Here is a 19,665-nt window from a genome sequence, read left to right on the forward strand (position 1 = left end):
TGAAACTTCTTCCCGGCTGCTCACCAGCTGGACCGCCGCGAACGGGCGTAATCATCAAGCGCTAGCCTCCCCCTGCCGGGGGCGGCCGACGACGTCCGTCCCGCGTCCGACGAGAGGCTGACATGTCCGCACCCCGCTCATCCGCCCGCGATCTCGCCCTCATCGCCTCGTTCGCCGCCCTCATCGCGGTGCTCGGGCTGCCCGGGTCGATCAGCCTGTTCGGCAACGCCGTGCCGATCACGCTGCAGACGCTGGGCGTGATGCTGGCGGGCTCGATCCTCGGGTGGCGGCGCGGGTTCCTCGCGGTCCTGGTCTTCCTCGTGCTGGTCGCCGCCGGCCTGCCCCTGCTGGCCGGCGGGCGGGGTGGCCTCGCGGTGTTCACCGGCCCTAGCGCCGGCTACCTGATCGGCTGGCCGATCGGCGCCGCCGTGATCGGCTGGCTGGTCGAGCGCAAGCTGCCCGCCTACCCCGTCTGGTGGGGGTTCACCGCCAACATCATCGGCGGCATCGGCGTGATCTACCTGATCGGCATCCCCGTGCAGGCCGAGGTGCTGGGCACCAAGACGGTCGTGGCGACCGCGATCAGCGCGCTCGTCTACCTCCCGGGCGACCTCGCGAAGGCGGTCATCGCCACCTTCGTCGCGGCTGGCGTCCACCGCGGCTACCCGAACGTGCTGCCCGCACCCCACCGCGAGCGTGAGGTCGCCGAGTCGGCGCACTGACGCGCTGGGACGGCGAAGCCGTGGACGTCGAGACGCCGGCCCCGGAGGACCTGCTGGCTCGGCTGTCCACCCGCCTGGACGACGGCACCGCTGGCCCGCTGGCGGTCCTGGACCCGCGGTGGCCCGAGCCGCTGCGCCGGTCGGCCCGCGACCAGCTCGCCGCGGCGCGCGCGGCGGGGCGGCTGCACGAGGGCGACCTGGTCCTGTTCACCTCCGGCGCCACGGGCCGAGCGCGCGGTGTGGTGCGGACCGTCGAGTCGTGGCGGGCGAGCCTGGCCCCGCTGACGGACCTCACCGGCATCAGCGCGACGGACGACGTCTGGCTGCCACTCCCACTCTCGTCGTCGCTGTCGCTTTACGGCGGCCTGCACGCGGTCAGCGTGGGAGCAGCGGTCACCCGGACCAGGACGCTGCCGCCCGCCGCCACAGCCGCCCACCTGGTCCCGACCCTGCTCGACGAGTCCTGCGCCCGGGCCGAGACCGGGACGCCGACCCGGCTGCGCACCGTGGTGGTCGCCGGTGCTGTCCTGTCCCCCGGTCTGCGGGCGCGGGCCGAGCGGCTGGGCTGGGACGTCGTGGAGTACTACGGCGCCGCGGAGCTCTCCTTCGTCGGCTGGCGCCGTGGCGGTGGACCGATGCACGACTTCCCCGGCGCCCGAACCCGGCTGGACGACGACGACCGACTCTGGGCCAGCTCGCCCTACCTGGCTCGCGGCTACCTGGACGCCGATCCCGGCGGTGCCCTCCAGCGGGACGGCGAGTGGGCCACCGTGGGCGACCTGGCCCGGCTCGACAGGGACGGCTGGCGCGTGCTGGGCCGCGGATCGGCTGCCGTCACCACCGGCGGGCACACCGTGCTGGTCGAGGACGTCGAAGCCGCCCTCGCCGCGCTGCCGGGGGTGCTCGACGTCGCGGTGACCGGGCAGCCGCACCCGCGGTTCGGGCAGGTCGTCACGGCCGTGCTGGTCGTCGAGGACGGCGTCCGCCGACGCGACCTGGCCGGGCGGCTCGGCGCGCTGCCCGCACCCGCCCGCCCGCGCCGGTGGCTGCGCGCGACCACCATCGCGCGCACCGACACCGGCAAGATCCGGCGAGAAGAGATCGCCCGCTCGGCGGACGACCTGCCCCCTCTACCCTGAGCCCGATGCCTGCCACCGCTCGACTGCTCACCCCGGACCCGACAGATCCACGGACTCCCGTGGTCGTCGCGGCCCGGCGTACGCCGGTGGGCACGGCCGGGCGCTCCCTCGCCGCCGTGGACGTCGTCGGGCTGACGGCCCCGGTGCTGCGGGCACTCGCGGGCGACCTGGGCGACCTGGCCGGCCACCCGGACGTCGTGGACGAGGTCGTGCTGGGCAACTGCATGGGGCCGGGGGGCGACCCCGCGCGAGTCGCTGCACTGGCGGCCGGCCTCGGGCTCGCCGTCCCCGGGCTGACCGTGGACCGGCAGTGCGGCAGCGGCTTGGAGGCAATCAGCCTGGCGGCCCTGCACGTCGCCGCCGGCGACCGGCTGGTCCTGGCCGGAGGGGTGGAGAGCGCCAGCACCGCGCCGACCCGCCTGGCCCTGCAGCCGGACGGCAGCCGGGTCCCCTACGACCGGGCGCGGTTCTCGCCGGACGACATCGGTGACCCGGGCATGGGCGAGGCGGCCGACGCCCTGGCTCTGGCGCGCGGGGTCAGCCGGGAGCGGCAGGACGCGTACGCCGTCCGCTCGCACAGGCGGGCCCTTGGCGCGTCGGCTGCGGGCTGGTTCGACGCCGAGCTGGTGCCGATCGGCGCGGTCGAGCGGGACGAGCGGCCCCGGGCCGGTCTCGACCCGACCCGGCTCGCCCGGTTCCGTCCCGCGTTCGGCCCCGACGGCACCGCGACCGCCGGCAACTCCTGCGGGATCAGCGACGGCGCCGCGGCCGTCGCCGTGGTCGACGAGTCCACCCGGCGCGCCCTCGACCTGCCGGGGCTGGCGATCCGCGCGACCGCCTCGACCGGCGTCCACCCGGCGCTGCCCGGGCTCGGGCCGGTGCCCGCGGTCGAGGCCGTGCTCAAGGCGACGGGCCTCGACTGGGACGACATCGGCGCGCTCGAGGTCACCGAGGCCTTCGCCGCCCAGCTGCTGGCGTGCACCGACGAGTGGGGGCTGGACCCCCTGGGGGCGGACGCCGAGCGGGTCTGCCCCGAGGGCGGCGCGATCGCGCTCGGGCATCCCTGGGGAGCCAGCGGCGCCCTGCTCGTGGTGCGGTTGTTCAGCCAGCTGGTCCGCCGCGGCGGCCCGCGGTTCGGGCTGGCCGCCTGCGCGGTGGGTGGCGGCCAGGGCGTGGCGATGCTCGTGGAGCGGGTCGGATGATCCGGCTGGACGCGGTCAGCCACCGCTACGGCGACCACCCGGTGCTCGCCGACATCGACCTCGAGCTCGGTGAGCGGCGGATCGCGGTGATCGGGGCCAACGGGTCGGGCAAGTCCACCCTGGCCCGGCTGCTCAACGGGCTGGTCGTGCCGACGTCCGGGCGGGTCAGCGTGGACGGGCTGGACACCCGCCGCGACGGCGCCGCCGTCCGCCGCCGGGTCGGCTTCGTCTTCACCGACCCGGACGCCCAGATCGTGATGCCCACCGTCGGCGAGGACGTCGAGTTCTCGCTGCGTCGGCAGGGTCTGGACGCCGGACAGCGGGCCGAGCGGGTCGCCGACGTCCTGGCGCGGTTCGGCCTGGCCGGTCTGGCGGACCGTCCGGCGCACCTGCTGTCCGGCGGGCAGAAGCAGCTGCTGGCGCTGGCGGCCGTCCTGGTCACCGAGCCCGACGTGCTGGTCTGCGACGAGCCGACCACCCTGCTGGACCTGCGCAACGCGGCCCGGATCGCCGCGATGCTCGCCGCACTCCCCCAGCAGGTCGTGCTGGTGACCCACCAGCTCGACCTGGTCCTGGACTACGAGCGGGTGCTCGTGGTGGACGAGGGACGGATCGCCTACGACGGTGCCGGGAGCGAGGCCGTCGAGCGGTACCGGGCGCTGGTCGGCGCGTCGTGATCGGGCTCTACCGTCCCGGCACGTCGCTGCTGCACCGCTGCCCGCCGGGCCTGAAGCTGCTCATGCTGCTGGTCGGGACGACGGCCCTGGTGGCCGTCCGCTCGGTCACCGCGGTCCTGGTGGGGGCGGTGGTGGTGCTGGTCGGCTACGCCGTCGCCGGCTGGGGGCCGCGCGTCGTCGCGGCGCAGGCCTGGCCGCTGCGCTGGTTCGTCGTCTTCCTGGTGCCGTTCCAGTGGTGGTCCGGCGGCTGGCCGGCCGTCGTGGTCGTCGTGGGCACCCTGCTGGTCACCGTCGCGGGCGCCGCCCTGGTGACCCTCTCGACGCGGGTGACCCAGATGCTCGACGTCGTGGTGACGCTGCTGGGGCCGCTGCGCCGCTTCGGGGTCGACCCGGACCGCGTCGGCCTCGTCTTCGCGCTGACCGTCCGGGCGGTCCCGGTGCTGGCCGGGACGTACGCCCAGTCCCGCGACGCCCGGCGGGCCCGCGGCCTGGAACGCAGCCCGCGTGCCTTGCTGGTGCCGCTGGTGCTGCGCACCCTGCGGCACGCCGACCAGCTCGGCGAGGCCCTGGCCGCCCGCGGCGTGGACGACTGACGCCCCGCCGGACCAGGACCGCCGGGTCAGCTCAGGAGAGCACGTCCCGGGTTGTGAACCGCGCCCAGGCCGCGGCACCGAAGACGACGACGTAGGCGAGCTGCAGGGCCAGACCTCGGCCCATCACGCTCAGGTCGACGGGTTCGCGCAGCAGGTCACCGAACGCCAGCCAGTAGTGCGTGGGCAACCACGGGTGGATGGCGGACACCTGTGGGATGGCGTCCAGGATCTGGCTGGTGATGGCCAGTCCGACCGTGCTGGCCATGGCCGCGATCGGCACGTCCGTCATGGTCGACACGAACACGCCGATCGCGCTGAGACCGGCCAGCGAGAGCCCCACGTAGACGGCCACGCCGACACCACGCCAGAGCGCCTCCCCAGCGCTGATCGTGCCGCCGGACAGCAGCGGCACGTCGTGCAGCGGGAACAGCGCCGCGCCGACCACCCACGCCGTCACCGCCACCGTGAACGCGGCGACCAGGCAGAAGATCAGCACCGACACCAGCTTGACCAGGGTGAGCCGGGTGCGCCCGGCGGGGGCGACGAGCAGGTAGCGCAGGGTGCCCTGCTGCGCCTCGCCGGCGATGCTGTCGCCCGCGACCACCCCGATCGCCAGCGGCAGGAACAGCGGCAGCTCCACGGTCAGCGCGGTGAACGCGATGAACAGCCCGTTCTGGGTGACGTCGGACAGGAACGGCGGGCCCTCGCCCGGGTTGTCGGGACCACCGAAGGTCCGCACGACGACGGCGATCAGCACGGGCACGGCGGCGAGCACCACCAGTCCGGCCCGGATCCGCAGGCGCCCCAGCAGCAGCCCGAGCTCGCTGCCGAGCAGCCTCAGGGCGGGTGCGCCGGCCGACCCCGGCCGGGACGGTGCCTCACTCCGCGACATCGAAGCCCTCACCGGTCAGCGCCACGAACGCCTCCTCCAGGGACGGCCGCTCGACGGCCAGACCCCGCACCCGGACCCCGTCGCGGACCAGGGCGGCGCACGCCACGTCCGGCTCGACGTCGCCGACGGCCGCACTGACCGTGCCGTCCTGGGCGAGGACGTCCGTGAACCCCAGACCGCTGAGCGTGGTCGCGGCCAACGGGCCGTCGGGCGTGCTGACCACCAGGCGGCTGCTCAGTGACCCACGCAGCGCCGACACCTCGCCGTCCGCGACGAGTCGGCCGCGGGACAGCACGGCGGCGTGGGTGCAGATCTGCTCCACCTCGGCGAGGAGGTGACTGGACACGAAGACGGTGGTGCCCTCGTCGGCCAGCTCGCGGATCAGGTGGCGCACCTCGCGGGTGCCCTGCGGGTCCAGGCCGTTGGTCGGCTCGTCGAGGACGAGCAGGTCACGCGGTCGCAGCAGGGCCGCCGCGATGCCGAGGCGCTGCCGCATCCCCAGCGAGTAGGCGCGGTAGCGCTTGCCGGACGCCGCGGCGAGCCCCACCCGGTCCAGCGCGTGGTCGATCCGGGCGGACCTGGTGCGCCGCACCGACGTCGGGTCCGCGGCGTCCAGGCGGGCGAGGTTCTCCTGCCCGGTCAGGAACGGGTAGCAGGCCGGTCCCTCGATCAGCGCGCCCACGCGCGGCAGCGCCGATGCCGAGGCCGCCGGCATGGCGTCGCCGAACAGCTCAACCGCCCCGGACGTCGGGGACGCCAGCCCCAGCACCATCCGGATCGTCGTGGTCTTGCCGGAGCCGTTCGGGCCGAGGAACCCGTAGACCGAGCCCTCGGGCACGTCGAGGTCGAGGTGGTCGACCGCAACCTGCCCGCCCCGGAAGCGCTTGGTCAACGCCCGGGTGCGGATTGTGCTCAACGCACCGGCGTCGCGCTGGTGGGGGTCGCACCGGCCACCCGGATCAGCTCGGCGGGGGTGACGGCGCCGACGAAGACCCGACCGTCCTCGGTCTGCAGGACGCTGACCAGACGGGTGCTGAGCAGCTTGCCGGTGCCGAAGTCGCCGTGCACGGTGCGGGCTGCTGCGAGCAGTGCCCGGCTGAGCCCGGTGGCGTCGCCTGACGCCGAGTCCTGGACGGCGCTCGCGGCGGGCAGCGCCGAGGTCACCAGGACCGTCGTCCAGCCCTGGCCGACGGTGGTCCCCGTCGGAGCGTCTGTCGGACGCACCTGCTGCTGCCGGTCAGCCGACCGCTGGGGCACCGTCACCGTCCGGACCGTCGAGCCCGGGGGCGGGGTGAACCGGAACGTGGACGCGGCCGGGGCGTGCAGGCTGAGCGAGGTGAATCCGATGTCCACGGCCGGTTCGGTGCTGCCCCGCGGGGTGACCACCGTGCGCAGCGCGAGCCCGGTCGCGGCGTCCACGTAGAGGTCGACGGACCCGACCAGCGAGGCGCTCTCGCGTGGCACGAGTCGCAGGTCGTACGCCGGTCGGCCGGCGACCTTCGCGGACCGCCCGACGGAGACGTCGGTGGTCGGGGTGATCGCCTGGAGCGCCTGGTCGGCTGCCTCCTGCGGGGTCAACGGGGTCGAGGACGCCGCCGACCCTGAGGACTTCTGGGCGGCGCCGGCCGTCGTTGGCAGGGTGGCCTTGGTGACCTCCCGGGTCTGGCTCGCCCAGGTCCAGACGGTGCGCTCGTCGTGCACGATGCTGGCCTGGGTCAGCGACCCGAGCAGGTCCACCCGCTGGCGCTCCGGACCGTCCGCGAAGACCCGCAGCGTCTGGGTGCCCGCGACCAGCGACGACCAGTCGGCGCCCCCCTGGCCCGGGAGCGCAGGCAGCCCCAGCTTGGCCGTCGAGCGCACGGTGCCGGACAACGCGTCGACCTTCGCCTGCTGCGCCTTCACCAACAGCTCGCTGGCGGTGAGGGTGGGCAGGCCGGACGACGTCGAGGACGCCCAGGCCGACAGCTGGACGCCGCCGACGACGACTCCGGCCGCGACGACCGGTACGGCCCAGCGGGCATGACGCGAAAGGGGTCTCACCCCTCCACTGTCAGCCAGCCCGGCCCGGATCACAACCCGTGCGGTCGTGAAGGTCCTGCAAGCATCAGATGCCGAGCAGCTTGGCCTTGGCCGCCGAGAACTCCTCGTCGGTCAGCAGGCCCTGGGCGTGCAGCTCACCCAGCTGCTTCAGCTTGGCCATCGGGTCCTCGGCCGGCGGAGCCGCGGCTGGCGGCGGCGCGTACTGCTGCTGGGCCTGCATCTGCGCGGCCGCCTGGGCCGCGGCCTGGTCGACCAGCTCCTGCTGCTGCTCGGCAGCGGCCATCTGCTGGTCCTGGGCCTTGCCGGCCTGCCGTCGCTGCACGCTGCCCGAGACCGCGGTGGCCGTTCCGGCCACGACCGCGGTCCGGGCCGCCATGCCCAGCAGGCCCGGTCGTCCCACTCGTCGTCGCATCATGTCTAGGCCTCTGCTTCTTCCAGGGCTGCGATCGCTCGCAGCACGTCGACGAGGGGTACCCGCTCCAGCGCGACGACGACCCCACCGGAGTCGCGGATCGCGGTGGCCAGCTTGGCGGCCCACGAGTTCTCCCACACGATGACCAGAGCACCCTGGCCCGGCTCCAGGGCGCCGGCGATCTCCAGGATCTCCTCGTCGTTGAGCAGGTCGAAGTGCTCGTCCTGGGCGATCTCGCCGAACGCGTCGTACACGTCCGAGTCCTCGATCTCGATGATCGCGGTGCTGCCGTCGTCGGCCCGCACCACGAAGGCGAGGTCGATGATGCGCACCGTGCCGCTTCGCTGCAGCTCGGCGAGGGCTGGGGCGACCTGACCGTTCAGGCCGTCGGTCTCGAAGGCGATGACCGCCACGTCGACCGGGCCGATCGACGTCACATCCAAGGTGCTGGGCATTGCTGGACCTCCATCGGTCAGGCGTTGCCCTGACTCTGCTTCTCCGGTGGCCGGTCCGGCATCACCCGCCACGGGTGATGCCGCACGGCGACGTCTCAGACCCCCTCGGACAGCACGAAGACGCCGATCTCGCGGTGCGCCGCGCGCTGCTGGTACTGCGTCCAACCGGGGTAGATCGACACGGCCTCGTCCCACAGCCGCGCCCGCTCGTCCCCCGAGGTCAGCCGGGCGGTCACGGCGCGCGTCTGGCCGCGGATCTCCAGCTCGGCCTGCGGGTGGGCGAGCAGGTTGTAGTACCAGGCTGGGTGCGCGTGCTGGGCGAAGTTCGAGGCGACGACGACGAATCCCGACGGGGTGGGGAAGCCGCACAACGGCACCTGCCGGGGCAGGCCGCTGCGGGCGCCGCGAGTGGTCAGCTCGGCGACGTCCATGCCGGTCACCAGGCTGGTGAGGGTGGCCCGCCCCTTGGTGAGCCGCCCCACGTGCGGGTCGACGTGGTGCACCGTCCGGGCGAGCAGCCAGCTGACTGGCGCGAGCGCGACGAGGCGTCGGGTGACCCGGTAGAAGGCGTTGGTGTGGCGGTAGTCCTGCACGCGGTCGAGTGTGGCAGCCCAGCGCTCAGGCGTTGTGCACCTGGATCTGCACGGCAACCGCGCGTTGCGCGGACTGGCGCAGGACGTCGTCGCGCGGGTCGGGGACGTCGAGGTGCCGCAGCCGCGGCAGGGCCGCGAGCTTGGCCAGGCGCCGGTCCTCGAGCAGCCGGTCCACCATGGTGCGGTCCCCGCCCGTCACCACGACGGCGCCGGACGGCGGTTCCCGGCCGTCCTCGCCGAGCACCACCCGCACCGCGGTCGCGGCCGCGGTGTCGACCAGCCCCGCTGCCTGGTTGTCCCGGCGGCGGGCGAAGCGGTGCTGGGACCAGCCACCGGCGGCCGTGCGCGACTGCACGTAACGGGTGCCGACCTTGGACGCCGCCAGCGCGCCGCCCTGGAGCACACCGACCCCGTAGCCGCCGCGACGCAGCAGCAGGAGCACGACCGTGTGGTCCTGCTCGATGTGCGCCAGGAAGTCGTCCGGCAACGCGTCGGCCGAGCCGGAGAACGGCACCAGCGACGCACACCGCGCGGTCGAGCCGTCCATGCCCAAGAGGTCGAGCGCGCCGTCCGTGACGGTGAACGTCGACCGGCCGTGACTCTCCTCGAAGCCGGTGATCCACCGGCGCAAGCGCGCCGGCGAGACCTCGACGAGGCGCTCACCGGGCGGCAGGCTCTGGTTCAGAGGTTGAAGCCCAGCGCGCGGAGCTGCTCCCGGCCGTCGTCCGTGATCTTGTCCGGGCCCCACGGCGGCATCCAGACCCAGTTGATCCGGTAACCGCTGGTCAGGCCCTCGAGCGCCTGGGCGGTCTGGTCCTCGATGACGTCGGTCAGCGGGCAGGCCGCGCTGGTCAGGGTCATGTCGATGACGGTGTGGGCGTGCTGGTCGACGGTGACCCCGTAGACGAGGCCGAGGTCGACCACGTTGATGCCGAGCTCGGGGTCGACGACGTCGTGCAGGGCCTCCTCGACGTCCGCCACCGTGGGCGGCAGGGCGCCGGCCGGGCTGTCGGTCGTGGTGTCGGTCATCGGGAGATCTCCTCGGTGTGGTCCTGGTGCTTGTCGTCGTCGATCTTGTCGGGGGCGCCGACCGCCTGGGTCAACGCGTCCTGCAGAGCCATCCATCCCAGCAGCGCGCACTTGACGCGGGCCGGGTACTTCGCGACCCCGCTGAGCGCCACGCCGTCCCCGACGACGTCCTCGTCCCCGTGGTCGTCGCCGCGGCTGGTCAGCATGGCGCGCATCGCCTCGAACGCCCGCTGCGCCTGGTCCAGCGGCTGACCGCTGACCAGGTCGTGCAGCATCGACGTGGACGCCGTGCTGATCGCGCAGCCCACCGCGTCGTAGGAGACGTCGTCGACCACCGGCGCTCCGGCGTCGCCGCCGAGCCGGACGCGCAGGGTCACCTCGTCGCCACAGGTGGTGTTGACGTGGTGCACCTCGACCCCGAAGGGAGCGCGCAGGCCAGCGCCGTGCGGGGCCTTGGAGTGCTCGAGGATGAGCTCCTTGTATAGATCCATGCCGGTCAGCTCCCCGCGCCGAACACGTCGCGGACCTGGTCCAGGCCGACGAGTAGCGACCGCACGTCGTCGAGCCCGTTGTACGGGCCGAACGACGCTCGGGTGGTCGAGGTGATGCCGAAGCGGCGGTGCAGGGGCCAGGCGCAGTGGTGCCCGACCCGGACGGCGATCCCCGCGTCGTCCAGGACCTGGCCGACGTCGTGGGAGTGCACGCCGTCCACGACGAACGAGACGGCTCCGCCGCGCTGGTCCGTGGTGGTGGGCCCGATGACCCGGATCCACGGTCGCTCGGCGAGGCCGGCCAGCAGGGACTCGGTGAGCGCGTGCTCGTGGGCGGCGACCCGGGCCATCCCGGTCGCGTCCGGTCCGAGTGCGCGAAGGTAGTCGACGGCGGCGTGCAGACCGACGGCCTGGGCGGCCATCGGGACGCCGGCCTCGAACCGCTGCGGTGGCGCCGCGTACGTGGAGCCCTCCATCCGGACGACCTCGATCATCGAGCCGCCGGTCAGGAAGGGCGGCATCGCGGCCAGCAGGTCGCGGCGCCCCCACAGCACGCCGACCCCCGACGGTCCGAGCATCTTGTGCCCGGAGAAGACGGCGAAGTCGACGCCCAGTGCGGGCAGGTCGACCGGCCCGTGCGGCACGGACTGGCAGGCGTCCAGGAGCACGAGGGCACCGACCTCGCGCGCCCGGGCCACGATCGGCGCCACGGGCGGCATCGTGCCGAGCACGTTGGACGCGTGGGTGAAGGCGACGAGCTTCGTGCGCTCGCCGACGACGGTGTCCAGACCCTCGAGGTCGAGCCGGCCCTCGTCGTCCACCGAGAGCCAGCGCAGGGTCGCGCCGGTCCGCTTGCACAGCTCCTGCCAGGGCACGAGGTTCGCGTGGTGCTCGATCTCGGTGACCACGACCTCGTCGCCCGGGCCGAGCACGAAGCGCGCCGACTCCGGCCCGGCAGTCGCTGCGTTGCTCATCGCGTAGGCCACCAGGTTGATGCCCTCGGTGGCGTTCTTGGTGAACACGACCTCGTCGGCGTCCACCCCGACGAAGCCGGCCACGGCGGCCCGAGCGGCCTCGAAGGCGTCCGTCGCCTCCTCCGCCAGCTGGTGGGCGCCCCGGTGCACGGCGGCGTTGTGCCGCTCGTAGAAGTCGCGCTCGGCGTCCAGGACCTGGCGCGGCTTCTGGGACGTCGCACCCGAGTCCAGGTAGACCAGCGGCCGGCCGTCGCGCACCGTTCGCCCCAGGATCGGGAAGTCCGCGCGCAGCGCGGCGAGCTCGGCGTCGCTGAACCCGCCCGTCGCCGAGACGGCGAGGGTACTGGCGGGGGCGACGGTGCTCATGACCTGGCCCTGCTCAGGCCTTGGCCGGCAGGAAGCGGTCGTAGCCCTCGTTCTCGAGACGGTCCGCGAGCTCGGAGCCGCCCTCCTCGGCGATCCGGCCGTCGACGAACACGTGCACGAAGTCGGGCTTGATGTAACGCAGGATCCGCGTGTAGTGCGTGATCAGCAGGACACCGACGTCGCCGCCCTCGCGCACCCGGTTGACGCCCTCGCTGACGACCTTGAGCGCGTCGACGTCCAGGCCGGAGTCGGTCTCGTCCAGGACGGCGATCTTCGGGTTGAGCAGCTCCATCTGGAGGATCTCGTGGCGCTTCTTCTCGCCGCCGGAGAAGCCCTCGTTGACGTTGCGCTCGGCGAAGGTCGGGTCCATCCGCAGGTCGGCCATGGCGGCCTTGACGTCCTTGGTCCAGGTGCGCAGCGGCGGCGCCTGGCCGTCGATCGCGGTCTTGGCGGTCCGCAGGAAGTTCGACACCGTGACGCCGGGCACCTCAACGGGGTACTGCATGGCCAGGAAGAGGCCGGCCCGGGCACGCTCGTCCACGCTCATCGCGAGGACGTCCTCGCCGTCCAGGGTCACCGTGCCGCTGGTGACCTTGTACTTCGGGTGACCGGCGATCGAGTAGGCCAGGGTCGACTTGCCCGAGCCGTTCGGGCCCATGATCGCGTGGGTCTCGCCGGACCGGACGGTCAGGTCGACCCCGCGCAGGATCTCCTTGGTGCCCTGCTCGGTGTCGACGCTCACGTGCAGGTCGCGGATCTCGAGGGTGGCCATGCGTCAGTGCTCCTTGCTGCTGGTGAAGGTGTCGGAGGTCCCGGCACCGGAGGTGTTGGGGGCGGTCACGTCGACGAGGACGACGTCGTCCTGGATCGTGACCGGGTAGACGTCGATCGGTTGCGTGGCGGGCAGTCCGGTGGGGGCGCCGGTCCGCAGGTCGAACCGCGACCCGTGCAGCCAGCACTCGATCGTGCAGTCCTCGACCTCGCCCTCGGACAGCGAAACCTCGGCGTGCGAGCAGGTGTCGTCGATGGCGTGCAGGCTGCCGTCCTCGGCGCGGACGACGGCCACGCGCTGGCCGTCGAGCAGTACCTGGACCGCCCCGACGTCGGGCAGGTCGTCCAGGTGGACCGCGGGCACGAACGTCATGCGTCCACCCGCACCGGAGCCTGACCCATGGCGCCCTCGAGCTCGTCCTCGATCGCGTCCTTGAGCAGCTGCTGGACGTCCGGCACGCCGATCTGGGCCAGGATGTCGGCGAAGAAGCCGCGCACCACCAGGCGACGGGCCTCGGCCTCGGTGATGCCGCGGGCCTGCAGGTAGAACAGCTGCTCGTCGTCGAACCGGCCGGTGGCGCTCGCGTGCCCGGCGCCGGCGATCTCGCCGGTCTCGATCTCGAGGTTCGGCACCGAGTCGGCGCGGGCGCCGTCGGTCAGCACCAGGTTGCGGTTGAGCTCGTAGGTCTCCGTGCCCTCGGCGCTCGCCCGGATCAGCACGTCGCCGACCCAGACGGTGTGCGCGCCCTCGCCCTGCAGCGCGCCCTTGTAGGTCACGTGGCTCGCGCAGTGCGGTGCGCTGTGGTCGACGAAGGACCGGTGCTCGAGGTGCTGGCCGGCGTCCGCGAAGTAGATCCCGAACATCTTGGCGTCACCGCCGGGTCCGGCGAACTCGACGTTCGCGTTGATCCGCACGACCTTGCCGCCCAGGGAGACCGCGACGTGCTTGAAGCGGGCGTCCCGGCCGACCTTGGCGTCGTGCTGGCCGAGGTGGATGGCGTCGTCCTCCCAGCGCTGCAGGCTGACCACGGTCAGGTCCGCCCCGTCCCCGACGACGATCTCGAGGTTGCCGGTGTGCTGGCCCGATCCGACGTGGTCGACCACCACGGTGGCCTTGCTGTGCCGGCCGGCCTCGATGACGGTGTGCGCGTTGCTGCGCAGGTCGGCCGCGCCGGTCAGCGAAACGCGCACGGGCTCCGTGAGCTCGACCTCGTTCGCGACCTTGACGTGCAGGGCCTCGGGCGTGCCGGACGACGCGATGACAGCGGCGCGGTCGGCGGGCGTGAGGGCGTTGCCGCGCGGGCTCTGCCCGGGCTCGAGGCTCGCGACGGTGACCCCGTCCGGTGCCTGCACGGCCCACGTGGCGGCACCCTCGTCGCTGGTGCGCTCCTCGAGGATCCCGCGCAGCAGGTCCATCGGCGTGAACCGCCACTCCTCCTCGCGCCCGGTGGGCAGCGGGAAGTCGGCCACGTCGAACGAGCGGGTGCGCTCGGCGCGTGACTTGTCCGGCACGGTGCCACCGCCGTGCGAGTGCGGCTTCAGGCCGTGCTGGGCGACGGCGGACGGGTCGAGCAGCACCGGCGCCGGGGCGCCGCTCTGCTGGGTGGTGTCGGTCATGCGAGTGCTCGTGCTCCGCTTCTTCGGTTCCGGGGGTGGTGCGGGCTGGCGTGCAGCGGGGGTGGCCGGCGTCAGCCGACCGCACCCTCCATCTGCAGCTCGATCAGCCGGTTGAGCTCCAGCGCGTACTCCATGGGCAGCTCACGGGCGATCGGCTCGACGAAGCCGCGGACGATCATCGCCATCGCCTCGTCCTCGGCCATGCCGCGCGACATGAGGTAGAAGAGCTGGTCCTCGCTGACCTTGGAGACCGTGGCCTCGTGACCCATGGACACGTCGTCCTCGCGGACGTCGACGTACGGGTAGGTGTCGGACCGGCTGATCGTGTCGACCAGCAGCGCGTCGCAGCGGACGGTGGACGCGCTGTGGTGCGCGCCCTCCAGCACCTGGACGAGGCCGCGGTACGAGGTGCGGCCGCCACCGCGGGCGACGGACTTGCTGATGATCGAGGACGACGTGTGCGGGGCGGCGTGCACCATCTTGGCGCCCGCGTCCTGGTGCTGACCCTCGCCGGAGAAGGCGATGGACAGGGTCTCGCCCTTCGCGTGCTCGCCCATCAGGTAGATCGCCGGGTACTTCATGGTCACCTTCGAGCCGATGTTGCCGTCGACCCACTCCATGGTGGCGCCCTCGGCCGCGGTGGCCCGCTTGGTGACCAGGTTGTACACGTTGTTCGACCAGTTCTGGATCGTCGTGTACCGCACCCGGGCGTTCTTCTTCACGATGATCTCGACGACCGCGCTGTGCAGCGAGTCGCTGGAGTAGATCGGTGCGGTGCAGCCCTCGACGTAGTGCACGTACGAGCCCTCGTCGGCGATGATCAGCGTCCGCTCGAACTGGCCCATGTTCTCGGTGTTGATCCGGAAGTAGGCCTGCAGCGGGATGTCCACCTGGACGCCCGGCGGGACGTAGATGAACGAGCCACCCGACCACACCGAGGTGTTCAGCGAGGCGAACTTGTTGTCGCCCACCGGGATCACGGAACCGAAGTACTCACGGAACAGGTCCTCGTGCTCGCGCAGGCCGGTGTCGGTGTCGACGAAGATGACGCCCTTCTCCTCCAGGTCCTCGCGGATCTGGTGGTAGACGACCTCCGACTCGTACTGCGCCGCGACGCCGGCGACCAGGCGCTGCTTCTCCGCCTCCGGGATGCCGAGCTTGTCGTAGGTGTTCTTGATGTCCTCGGGCAGCTCTTCCCAGCTGGTGGCCTGCTTCTCCGTCGACTTCACGAAGTACTTGATGTTGTCGAAGTCGATGCCCGACAGGTCGCTGCCCCAGTTCGGCATGGGCTTCTTGTCGAACAGGCGCAGACCCTTGAGGCGCAGCTTGAGCATCCACTCGGGCTCGTTCTTGCGGCCGGAGATGTCGCGGACGACCTCCTCGGACAGGCCGCGCTTGGCCGTCGCGCCGGCGGAGTCGGAGTCCGCCCAGCCGAACGCGTACCGACCGAGACCCTCGATCTCGCGCTGGGTCGCTTCCGGAACCGACGAGCTGGTCGACGGGCCTGTGGTCGGGGTGGTGGTCATCGAGTGGTCCTTCCCTCGGCAGATGCAGGGGTCTGGGTCAGGTCGAGCGTGGTCTTGGTGCTGGTGGTCGTGCTGATGGTGCTCGTGCCCGTCGCCGGGACGTGCGTGGTGCAGACGTGCGCGCCGCCGGCCAGGGTCGCCAGGCGTTGCACGTGCACTCCGAGCAGGCGGGAGAACACCTCGGTCTCCGCCTCGCAGAGCTGCGGGTACCGCTCGGCGACGTGCTGCACCGGGCAGTGACCCTGGCACAGCTGGACGCCGACGTCCCCGGCGGGGGTGGACACCGGACGGGTCGAGGCGGCGTACCCGTCCTGGGCCAGCGCAGCGGCCAGCGCCTGGGTGCGACCGGTCACGTCGTCCCCGGCCGCCTCGACCACCGGCGCGTACCGGCGCTCCAGGTCGGCCACCCGACGGGCGGCGAACCCCTCGATCGCGCCCGGGCCGAGCTGCTCGGCCAGGTAGGCCATCGCGGACGCGGCCAGGTCGTCGTACGCCGTGGTCATCGACGCGTGCCCCGCGTCGCTCAGCACGTACGCCCTGGCCGGACGGCCACGGCCGCGGCTCGCGGTGCGCAGCGGCTCGCGGGTGCGCACCAGACCGGCGTCCTCGAGCGCGTCCAGGTGGCGCCGCACCGCGGCGGGGGTGAGTCCCAGCGTGCAGGCGATCTCGGCGGCCGTGACCGGCCCGTGCTCGAGCACCGATCGCGCCACCCGGTCCCGGGTGTGCTCGGCTGAGCCGCTCTCGGTGACCCGAGACGGCGACGAGCCGTGCTGCGCGAATTGCACAAGCCCATTGTGACCTAATTACGCCGAGGCATCAAACCCAGCAGGGTGTGCGCCGCGCCACACCGGGCCGCGACCTAGACTCCGCAGCATGCCCGGACCTGAGGACGACGCCGTCGTCGTGCGCGGGTTGGTCCGCAGCTACGGGCCCCTCCGCGCCGTGGACGGGCTCGACCTGGTCGCCCGCCGGGGCGAGATCACCGCGGTGCTCGGCCCCAACGGAGCCGGTAAGACGACCACCGTCGAGTGCTGCGAGGGACTGCGTCGACCCGATGCCGGCACGGTGCGCGTGCTCGGCGAGGACCCGCACCTCGCCAGCCCGGCGCACCGCGCGCGGGTCGGCGTGATGCTGCAGGACGGCGGCCTGCCCACCGGGGCGCGTGCTGCCGGGCTCGTGCAGCACGTGGCGCGGATGCACGCCACTCCCGTGCCACCGGCCCAGCTGTGCGCCGACCTCGGGATCGACGGCTTCGCCCGGACGACGGTGCGCCGGCTCTCCGGCGGACAGCGCCAGCGGGTGGCCCTGGCCTGCGCGCTCGTCGGACGCCCCGACGTGCTGTTCCTGGACGAGCCGAGCGCCGGCCTGGACCCGCAGGCCCGCCAGGCCGTGTGGTCGGTCCTGGCCGACGTCCGCGCTCGCGGCGCCGCGGTCGTCCTGACCACGCACTACATGGAGGAGGCCGAGCGGCTCGCGGACGTCGTCGTGGTGGTCGATCGTGGTCGTGTGGTCGGTCACGGGTCCCCGGCCGAGCTCACCGCAGGGACGTCGGCCGAGCAGGCCCGCTTCACCGCTCGCCCCGCGCTCGACCTGGCCACGCTGCGCCGAGCCCTGGACCCCTCGGTCGTGGTGCTCGAGCCGCACCCGGGGCAGTACGTGCTGCAGGGTCCGATCGGGCCGCAGGTGCTGGCCACGCTGACGTCGTGGTGCGTCGCGCAGGGCGTCATGCCCGACGGGCTGACGGTCGGGCGGCGGTCCCTCGAGGACGTGTTCCTGGAGCTGACCGGTCGGGAGCTGCGATGAGCGCCGACGCCGGGTTCGCCCGTCCAGGTCCGTCCGCGCCCGGCCCCGTCGCCGCGCCAGCGCCCGTCGTCCGACGGGTGCTCGCCCAGGCCCGGTTCGAGTCGGCCATCCTGCTGCGCAACGGCGAGCAGCTCCTCGTCTCGCTCGTGCTCCCCGCCTTGGCCATGATCGGGCTCACGAAGGCGTCGGTGCCCGACCTCGGGCCCGGCCCGCGGATCGACATCGTCGTCCCCGGGGTGCTGGCGCTGGCGGTGATCTCCTCCGCCTTCACCGGGCAGGCGATCCAGACCGGCTTCGACCGCCGCTACGGTGTGCTGCGGATGCTCGGCACGACTCCCCTGGGCCGCGGCGGGCTGCTGGCCGGCAAGGCCGTCGGGGTGCTCGCGGTGCTGGGCGTCCAGGTGGTCGTGCTGTCCGGGCTGGGGCTGCTGCTGGGCTGGGCGCCGCAGTGGTCGGGCGTTCCCGCGGCCGTGCTGGTGGGACTCGTCGGCACGGCGGCCTTCGTGTCCTTGGCTCTGCTCGTCGCCGGAACCTTGCGCGCCGAGGCCGTGCTGGCCGTCGCCAACCTGGTCTGGCTGCTGCTCGTCGCCGGGGGTGCCGTGCTGGTGCCGGCATCGACCTTGCCAGCCGGCGTCGAGCACCTCGCCCGCTGGCTGCCGTCCGGCGCGCTCGGCGAGGGGCTCCGGGCTGCCCTGCTGGACGGCGACCTGGACGTGCGCGCCCTGCTGGTGCTCGGCGGATGGGCCCTGGTCGGGGGGACCGCGGCGCGCAGGCTGTTCCGATGGAGCTGACCCCGGCCCTCGTCGTCGCGGCCGCGGTCACGGTGACGGGGGTGCTCGTCCTGCTGGGCACCGACCGCCGTCGGACCGGGCGCTGGAGCCTGCCGGTGGTGTGGACGGCCGGGCTCGCCGTGGTCACCGCCGCCGCGTTCTGCTGGATCGGCGGCGGCCTGGCCTGGGGGGTCGCCGCACCCGGCCTCGTCATCTGGTGCGCCACCATCGCCACCGGTGGGCGGCCCGGGGTGCTCGTCGACCCACCACCCGCCGGTTCGTCCGGTGACGGCACGACCCGGCAGCAGAACCGGGCCCGTCGACAGCACTCCCGAAGCACCTGGCGCTACGTCCTGCTGGTCCTCGTGGTGGCCGCGGTGCTCGGCGCCCTGGCGGTCGCGGCCGCCACCGGGGACCTACCCTGGACGTCGTGAGCGCCGCCACCACTCCCACGCCTGCCGCGACGCGACCCGGAGTCCCCGCCCCTGCCCGTCGCTGGGTGCAGCCGGTGCTGGTCGCCAACCTCGTCGTCCAGATCGGCATCGTCGTCACCGGCGGGCTGGTCCGCCTGACCGGCTCGGGCCTGGGCTGCCCGACCTGGCCGGAGTGTGTGCCCGGCTCGTACACACCGGTCGTGCACCAGCCGCAGGGCGTGCACAAGTACATCGAGTTCGGGAACCGCACGCTGACGTCCGTGGTGGGGATCGTCGCCCTGGCCGCGCTCGTCGTGGTGCTGCTCGAGGTCCGGCGGCTGCACCGGCCGCGACGGCTGGTCGCGGTGGCCGCGCTGCCCCTGGTCGGGGTCGTCGTCCAGGCCGTGCTCGGCGGCATCACCGTGCTCACCCACCTGAACCCCGCCACCGTGGCCGCGCACTTCCTGGTCTCGATGGGCCTCGTCTGCGCATCGACGTACCTGGTGTGGCGCGTCGGCGAGCCGGATGGGCCGACCAGGCCGGTCGTGCGGTCCGAGCTGGTCTGGACCTCCCGGGTGCTCGCGCTGCTGACGGGCGCCGTGCTGCTGCTCGGCACCCTCGTCACCGGGTCGGGCCCGCACTCCGGGGACGCCGACGCGCCCGCCCGGTTCGGCCTGGACCCGCGCAGCATGAGCTGGCTGCACTCGGACGCCGTGCTGCTCTGGTTCGGCGTGGTCGCGGTGCTGATCGTGGGACTGCGGCTCACGTCGTCCGGTGCCGTGCCTCGGCGCGAAGCCTGGATCACCCTCGCCGTGGGCCTCGCCCAGGGAGTCATCGGTTACGTCCAGTACCTCACCGGACTGCCCGTCGTCGCCGTGGCGCTGCACATGCTGGGCGCGAGCCTGCTGGTCGTCGCGGTCACGAGGCTGTTGCTCAGCCTCCGCGTGCGGGCCTCGCTCTCGTCGTCCTAGCCGTTCCCGCCGCGCCACCCTCACACGCGCCATCCTCACACCGCGCCAGCCGCCGCCCGCCGCAGTCGTCACGGCGTGCCGTTACTCCACTAGGTGCGTAGCTGCGTTGCGCCGCGACACCGACGGGTCGCCGGCCGCACGGCGGTGGGGAGGATTGCTCCATCCCCCGGGTGTCGCTGGGGACCCCCACTGCACTAGGTGCGTAACAG

The 19,665-nt window shown here is 73.2% G+C and carries 24 protein-coding genes; 9 read left to right on the forward strand and 15 right to left on the reverse strand.

Annotated features, from left to right (window positions below; translation table 11 throughout):
- Positions 1–122 precede the first annotated feature (122 nt).
- From ABEB17_RS12120 to ABEB17_RS12140, 5 genes are read left to right on the forward strand one after another with little or no spacing between them, the layout of a single operon-like run.
- The gene (locus ABEB17_RS12120; protein WP_345716951.1) at positions 123–722 is read left to right on the forward strand and encodes a biotin transporter BioY; all 600 of its coding nucleotides are present in this window, start codon (positions 123–125) and stop codon (positions 720–722) included.
- A 20-nt stretch (positions 723–742) separates the two neighbouring features.
- On the forward strand, positions 743–1,861 hold the full coding sequence (locus tag ABEB17_RS12125) for an AMP-binding protein (RefSeq protein WP_345716952.1): 1,119 nt from the start codon (positions 743–745) through the stop codon (positions 1,859–1,861).
- 5 nt (positions 1,862–1,866) lie between these two features.
- Positions 1,867–3,063 (forward strand): thiolase family protein, encoded by a 1,197-nt coding sequence (locus ABEB17_RS12130; RefSeq protein ID WP_345716953.1) that lies wholly within the window; start codon positions 1,867–1,869, stop codon positions 3,061–3,063.
- A complete protein-coding gene (locus ABEB17_RS12135) occupies positions 3,060–3,740 on the forward strand; it encodes an energy-coupling factor ABC transporter ATP-binding protein (RefSeq protein WP_345716954.1) in 681 nt (226 codons plus the stop codon). The genes ABEB17_RS12130 and ABEB17_RS12135 overlap by 4 nt, the downstream gene beginning before the upstream one ends.
- Positions 3,737–4,333 (forward strand): energy-coupling factor transporter transmembrane component T family protein, encoded by a 597-nt coding sequence (locus ABEB17_RS12140; protein WP_345716955.1) that lies wholly within the window; start codon positions 3,737–3,739, stop codon positions 4,331–4,333. Before ABEB17_RS12135 ends, ABEB17_RS12140 begins: the two co-directional genes overlap by 4 nt.
- A 31-nt stretch (positions 4,334–4,364) precedes the next feature.
- Here the strand turns inward: ABEB17_RS12140 and ABEB17_RS12145 are convergent, their stop codons facing one another.
- From ABEB17_RS12145 to ABEB17_RS12215, 15 genes are all read right to left on the reverse strand, one after another.
- Positions 4,365–5,225 (reverse strand): ABC transporter permease, encoded by an 861-nt coding sequence (locus ABEB17_RS12145; protein WP_345716956.1) that lies wholly within the window; start codon positions 5,223–5,225, stop codon positions 4,365–4,367.
- On the reverse strand, positions 5,212–6,141 hold the full coding sequence (locus tag ABEB17_RS12150; RefSeq protein ID WP_345716957.1) for an ABC transporter ATP-binding protein: 930 nt from the start codon (positions 6,139–6,141) through the stop codon (positions 5,212–5,214). Before ABEB17_RS12150 ends, ABEB17_RS12145 begins: the two co-directional genes overlap by 14 nt.
- Positions 6,138–7,265, reverse strand: a complete 1,128-nt coding sequence (locus tag ABEB17_RS12155; protein WP_345716958.1) for a LolA family protein — start codon at positions 7,263–7,265, stop codon at positions 6,138–6,140. Before ABEB17_RS12155 ends, ABEB17_RS12150 begins: the two co-directional genes overlap by 4 nt.
- Before the next feature lie 64 nt (positions 7,266–7,329).
- Positions 7,330–7,680 (reverse strand): SHOCT domain-containing protein, encoded by a 351-nt coding sequence (locus ABEB17_RS12160; RefSeq protein WP_345716959.1) that lies wholly within the window; start codon positions 7,678–7,680, stop codon positions 7,330–7,332.
- Positions 7,681–7,682: 2 nt separating this feature from the next.
- Positions 7,683–8,132, reverse strand: a complete 450-nt coding sequence (locus ABEB17_RS12165; protein ID WP_345716960.1) for a DUF6325 family protein — start codon at positions 8,130–8,132, stop codon at positions 7,683–7,685.
- Positions 8,133–8,227: 95 nt separating this feature from the next.
- Positions 8,228–8,725 (reverse strand): nitroreductase family deazaflavin-dependent oxidoreductase, encoded by a 498-nt coding sequence (locus tag ABEB17_RS12170; protein ID WP_345716961.1) that lies wholly within the window; start codon positions 8,723–8,725, stop codon positions 8,228–8,230.
- Between the two features lie 25 nt (positions 8,726–8,750).
- Positions 8,751–9,410, reverse strand: coding sequence for an acVLRF1 family peptidyl-tRNA hydrolase (locus tag ABEB17_RS12175; protein ID WP_345717341.1), 660 nt, complete (start codon positions 9,408–9,410; stop codon positions 8,751–8,753).
- On the reverse strand, positions 9,407–9,754 hold the full coding sequence (locus ABEB17_RS12180; RefSeq protein WP_345716962.1) for a metal-sulfur cluster assembly factor: 348 nt from the start codon (positions 9,752–9,754) through the stop codon (positions 9,407–9,409). Before ABEB17_RS12180 ends, ABEB17_RS12175 begins: the two co-directional genes overlap by 4 nt.
- Complete coding sequence (gene sufU, locus ABEB17_RS12185) at positions 9,751–10,245, reverse strand: Fe-S cluster assembly sulfur transfer protein SufU (RefSeq protein WP_345716963.1); 495 nt, start codon at positions 10,243–10,245, stop codon at positions 9,751–9,753. Before sufU ends, ABEB17_RS12180 begins: the two co-directional genes overlap by 4 nt.
- A gap of 5 nt (positions 10,246–10,250) precedes the next feature.
- Positions 10,251–11,585: a SufS family cysteine desulfurase gene (locus tag ABEB17_RS12190; RefSeq protein WP_345716964.1), complete on the reverse strand. Its 1,335-nt coding sequence runs from the start codon at positions 11,583–11,585 to the stop codon at positions 10,251–10,253.
- Between the two features lie 13 nt (positions 11,586–11,598).
- Complete coding sequence (gene sufC / locus ABEB17_RS12195; protein WP_345716965.1) at positions 11,599–12,357, reverse strand: Fe-S cluster assembly ATPase SufC; 759 nt, start codon at positions 12,355–12,357, stop codon at positions 11,599–11,601.
- A 3-nt stretch (positions 12,358–12,360) separates the two neighbouring features.
- On the reverse strand, positions 12,361–12,729 hold the full coding sequence (locus ABEB17_RS12200) for a non-heme iron oxygenase ferredoxin subunit (RefSeq protein WP_345716966.1): 369 nt from the start codon (positions 12,727–12,729) through the stop codon (positions 12,361–12,363).
- Positions 12,726–13,973: a Fe-S cluster assembly protein SufD gene (gene sufD, locus ABEB17_RS12205; RefSeq protein WP_345716967.1), complete on the reverse strand. Its 1,248-nt coding sequence runs from the start codon at positions 13,971–13,973 to the stop codon at positions 12,726–12,728. The genes ABEB17_RS12200 and sufD overlap by 4 nt, the downstream gene beginning before the upstream one ends.
- A gap of 71 nt (positions 13,974–14,044) precedes the next feature.
- On the reverse strand, positions 14,045–15,499 hold the full coding sequence (gene sufB, locus ABEB17_RS12210; RefSeq protein ID WP_345716968.1) for a Fe-S cluster assembly protein SufB: 1,455 nt from the start codon (positions 15,497–15,499) through the stop codon (positions 14,045–14,047).
- The gene (locus ABEB17_RS12215; RefSeq protein WP_345716969.1) at positions 15,496–16,284 is read right to left on the reverse strand and encodes a helix-turn-helix transcriptional regulator; all 789 of its coding nucleotides are present in this window, start codon (positions 16,282–16,284) and stop codon (positions 15,496–15,498) included. Before ABEB17_RS12215 ends, sufB begins: the two co-directional genes overlap by 4 nt.
- Positions 16,285–16,372: 88 nt before the next feature.
- Here ABEB17_RS12215 and ABEB17_RS12220 point away from each other — a divergent pair, with 88 nt between their 5' ends.
- From ABEB17_RS12220 to ABEB17_RS12235, 4 genes are read left to right on the forward strand one after another with little or no spacing between them, the layout of a single operon-like run.
- Positions 16,373–17,302, forward strand: coding sequence for an ABC transporter ATP-binding protein (locus tag ABEB17_RS12220; protein WP_345716970.1), 930 nt, complete (start codon positions 16,373–16,375; stop codon positions 17,300–17,302).
- Positions 17,299–18,093 (forward strand): ABC transporter permease, encoded by a 795-nt coding sequence (locus tag ABEB17_RS12225; protein ID WP_345716971.1) that lies wholly within the window; start codon positions 17,299–17,301, stop codon positions 18,091–18,093. Before ABEB17_RS12220 ends, ABEB17_RS12225 begins: the two co-directional genes overlap by 4 nt.
- The gene (locus tag ABEB17_RS12230) at positions 18,084–18,506 is read left to right on the forward strand and encodes a hypothetical protein (RefSeq protein ID WP_345716972.1); all 423 of its coding nucleotides are present in this window, start codon (positions 18,084–18,086) and stop codon (positions 18,504–18,506) included. The genes ABEB17_RS12225 and ABEB17_RS12230 overlap by 10 nt, the downstream gene beginning before the upstream one ends.
- The gene (locus ABEB17_RS12235) at positions 18,503–19,456 is read left to right on the forward strand and encodes a COX15/CtaA family protein (RefSeq protein ID WP_345716973.1); all 954 of its coding nucleotides are present in this window, start codon (positions 18,503–18,505) and stop codon (positions 19,454–19,456) included. Before ABEB17_RS12230 ends, ABEB17_RS12235 begins: the two co-directional genes overlap by 4 nt.
- Positions 19,457–19,665 lie beyond the last annotated feature (209 nt).

It is taken from the genome of Angustibacter luteus, from assembly GCF_039541115.1.
Taxonomy (GTDB): domain Bacteria; phylum Actinomycetota; class Actinomycetes; order Actinomycetales; family Angustibacteraceae; genus Angustibacter; species Angustibacter luteus.

Coding starts and splice junctions, on each gene's coding strand:
- ABEB17_RS12230 (WP_345716972.1), top strand. CDS start 18,084: ATGGAGCTGACCCCGGCCCTCGTCGTCGCGGCCGCGGTCACGGTGACG.
- ABEB17_RS12130 (WP_345716953.1), top strand. CDS start 1,867: ATGCCTGCCACCGCTCGACTGCTCACCCCGGACCCGACAGATCCACGG.
- ABEB17_RS12225 (WP_345716971.1), top strand. CDS start 17,299: ATGAGCGCCGACGCCGGGTTCGCCCGTCCAGGTCCGTCCGCGCCCGGC.
- ABEB17_RS12190 (WP_345716964.1), bottom strand. CDS start 11,585: ATGAGCACCGTCGCCCCCGCCAGTACCCTCGCCGTCTCGGCGACGGGC.
- ABEB17_RS12165 (WP_345716960.1), bottom strand. CDS start 8,132: ATGCCCAGCACCTTGGATGTGACGTCGATCGGCCCGGTCGACGTGGCG.
- ABEB17_RS12145 (WP_345716956.1), bottom strand. CDS start 5,225: ATGTCGCGGAGTGAGGCACCGTCCCGGCCGGGGTCGGCCGGCGCACCC.
- ABEB17_RS12160 (WP_345716959.1), bottom strand. CDS start 7,680: ATGATGCGACGACGAGTGGGACGACCGGGCCTGCTGGGCATGGCGGCC.
- ABEB17_RS12135 (WP_345716954.1), top strand. CDS start 3,060: ATGATCCGGCTGGACGCGGTCAGCCACCGCTACGGCGACCACCCGGTG.
- sufB (WP_345716968.1), bottom strand. CDS start 15,499: ATGACCACCACCCCGACCACAGGCCCGTCGACCAGCTCGTCGGTTCCG.
- ABEB17_RS12180 (WP_345716962.1), bottom strand. CDS start 9,754: ATGACCGACACCACGACCGACAGCCCGGCCGGCGCCCTGCCGCCCACG.
- sufC (WP_345716965.1), bottom strand. CDS start 12,357: ATGGCCACCCTCGAGATCCGCGACCTGCACGTGAGCGTCGACACCGAG.
- sufU (WP_345716963.1), bottom strand. CDS start 10,245: ATGGATCTATACAAGGAGCTCATCCTCGAGCACTCCAAGGCCCCGCAC.
- ABEB17_RS12220 (WP_345716970.1), top strand. CDS start 16,373: ATGCCCGGACCTGAGGACGACGCCGTCGTCGTGCGCGGGTTGGTCCGC.
- ABEB17_RS12200 (WP_345716966.1), bottom strand. CDS start 12,729: ATGACGTTCGTGCCCGCGGTCCACCTGGACGACCTGCCCGACGTCGGG.
- ABEB17_RS12120 (WP_345716951.1), top strand. CDS start 123: ATGTCCGCACCCCGCTCATCCGCCCGCGATCTCGCCCTCATCGCCTCG.
- sufD (WP_345716967.1), bottom strand. CDS start 13,973: ATGACCGACACCACCCAGCAGAGCGGCGCCCCGGCGCCGGTGCTGCTC.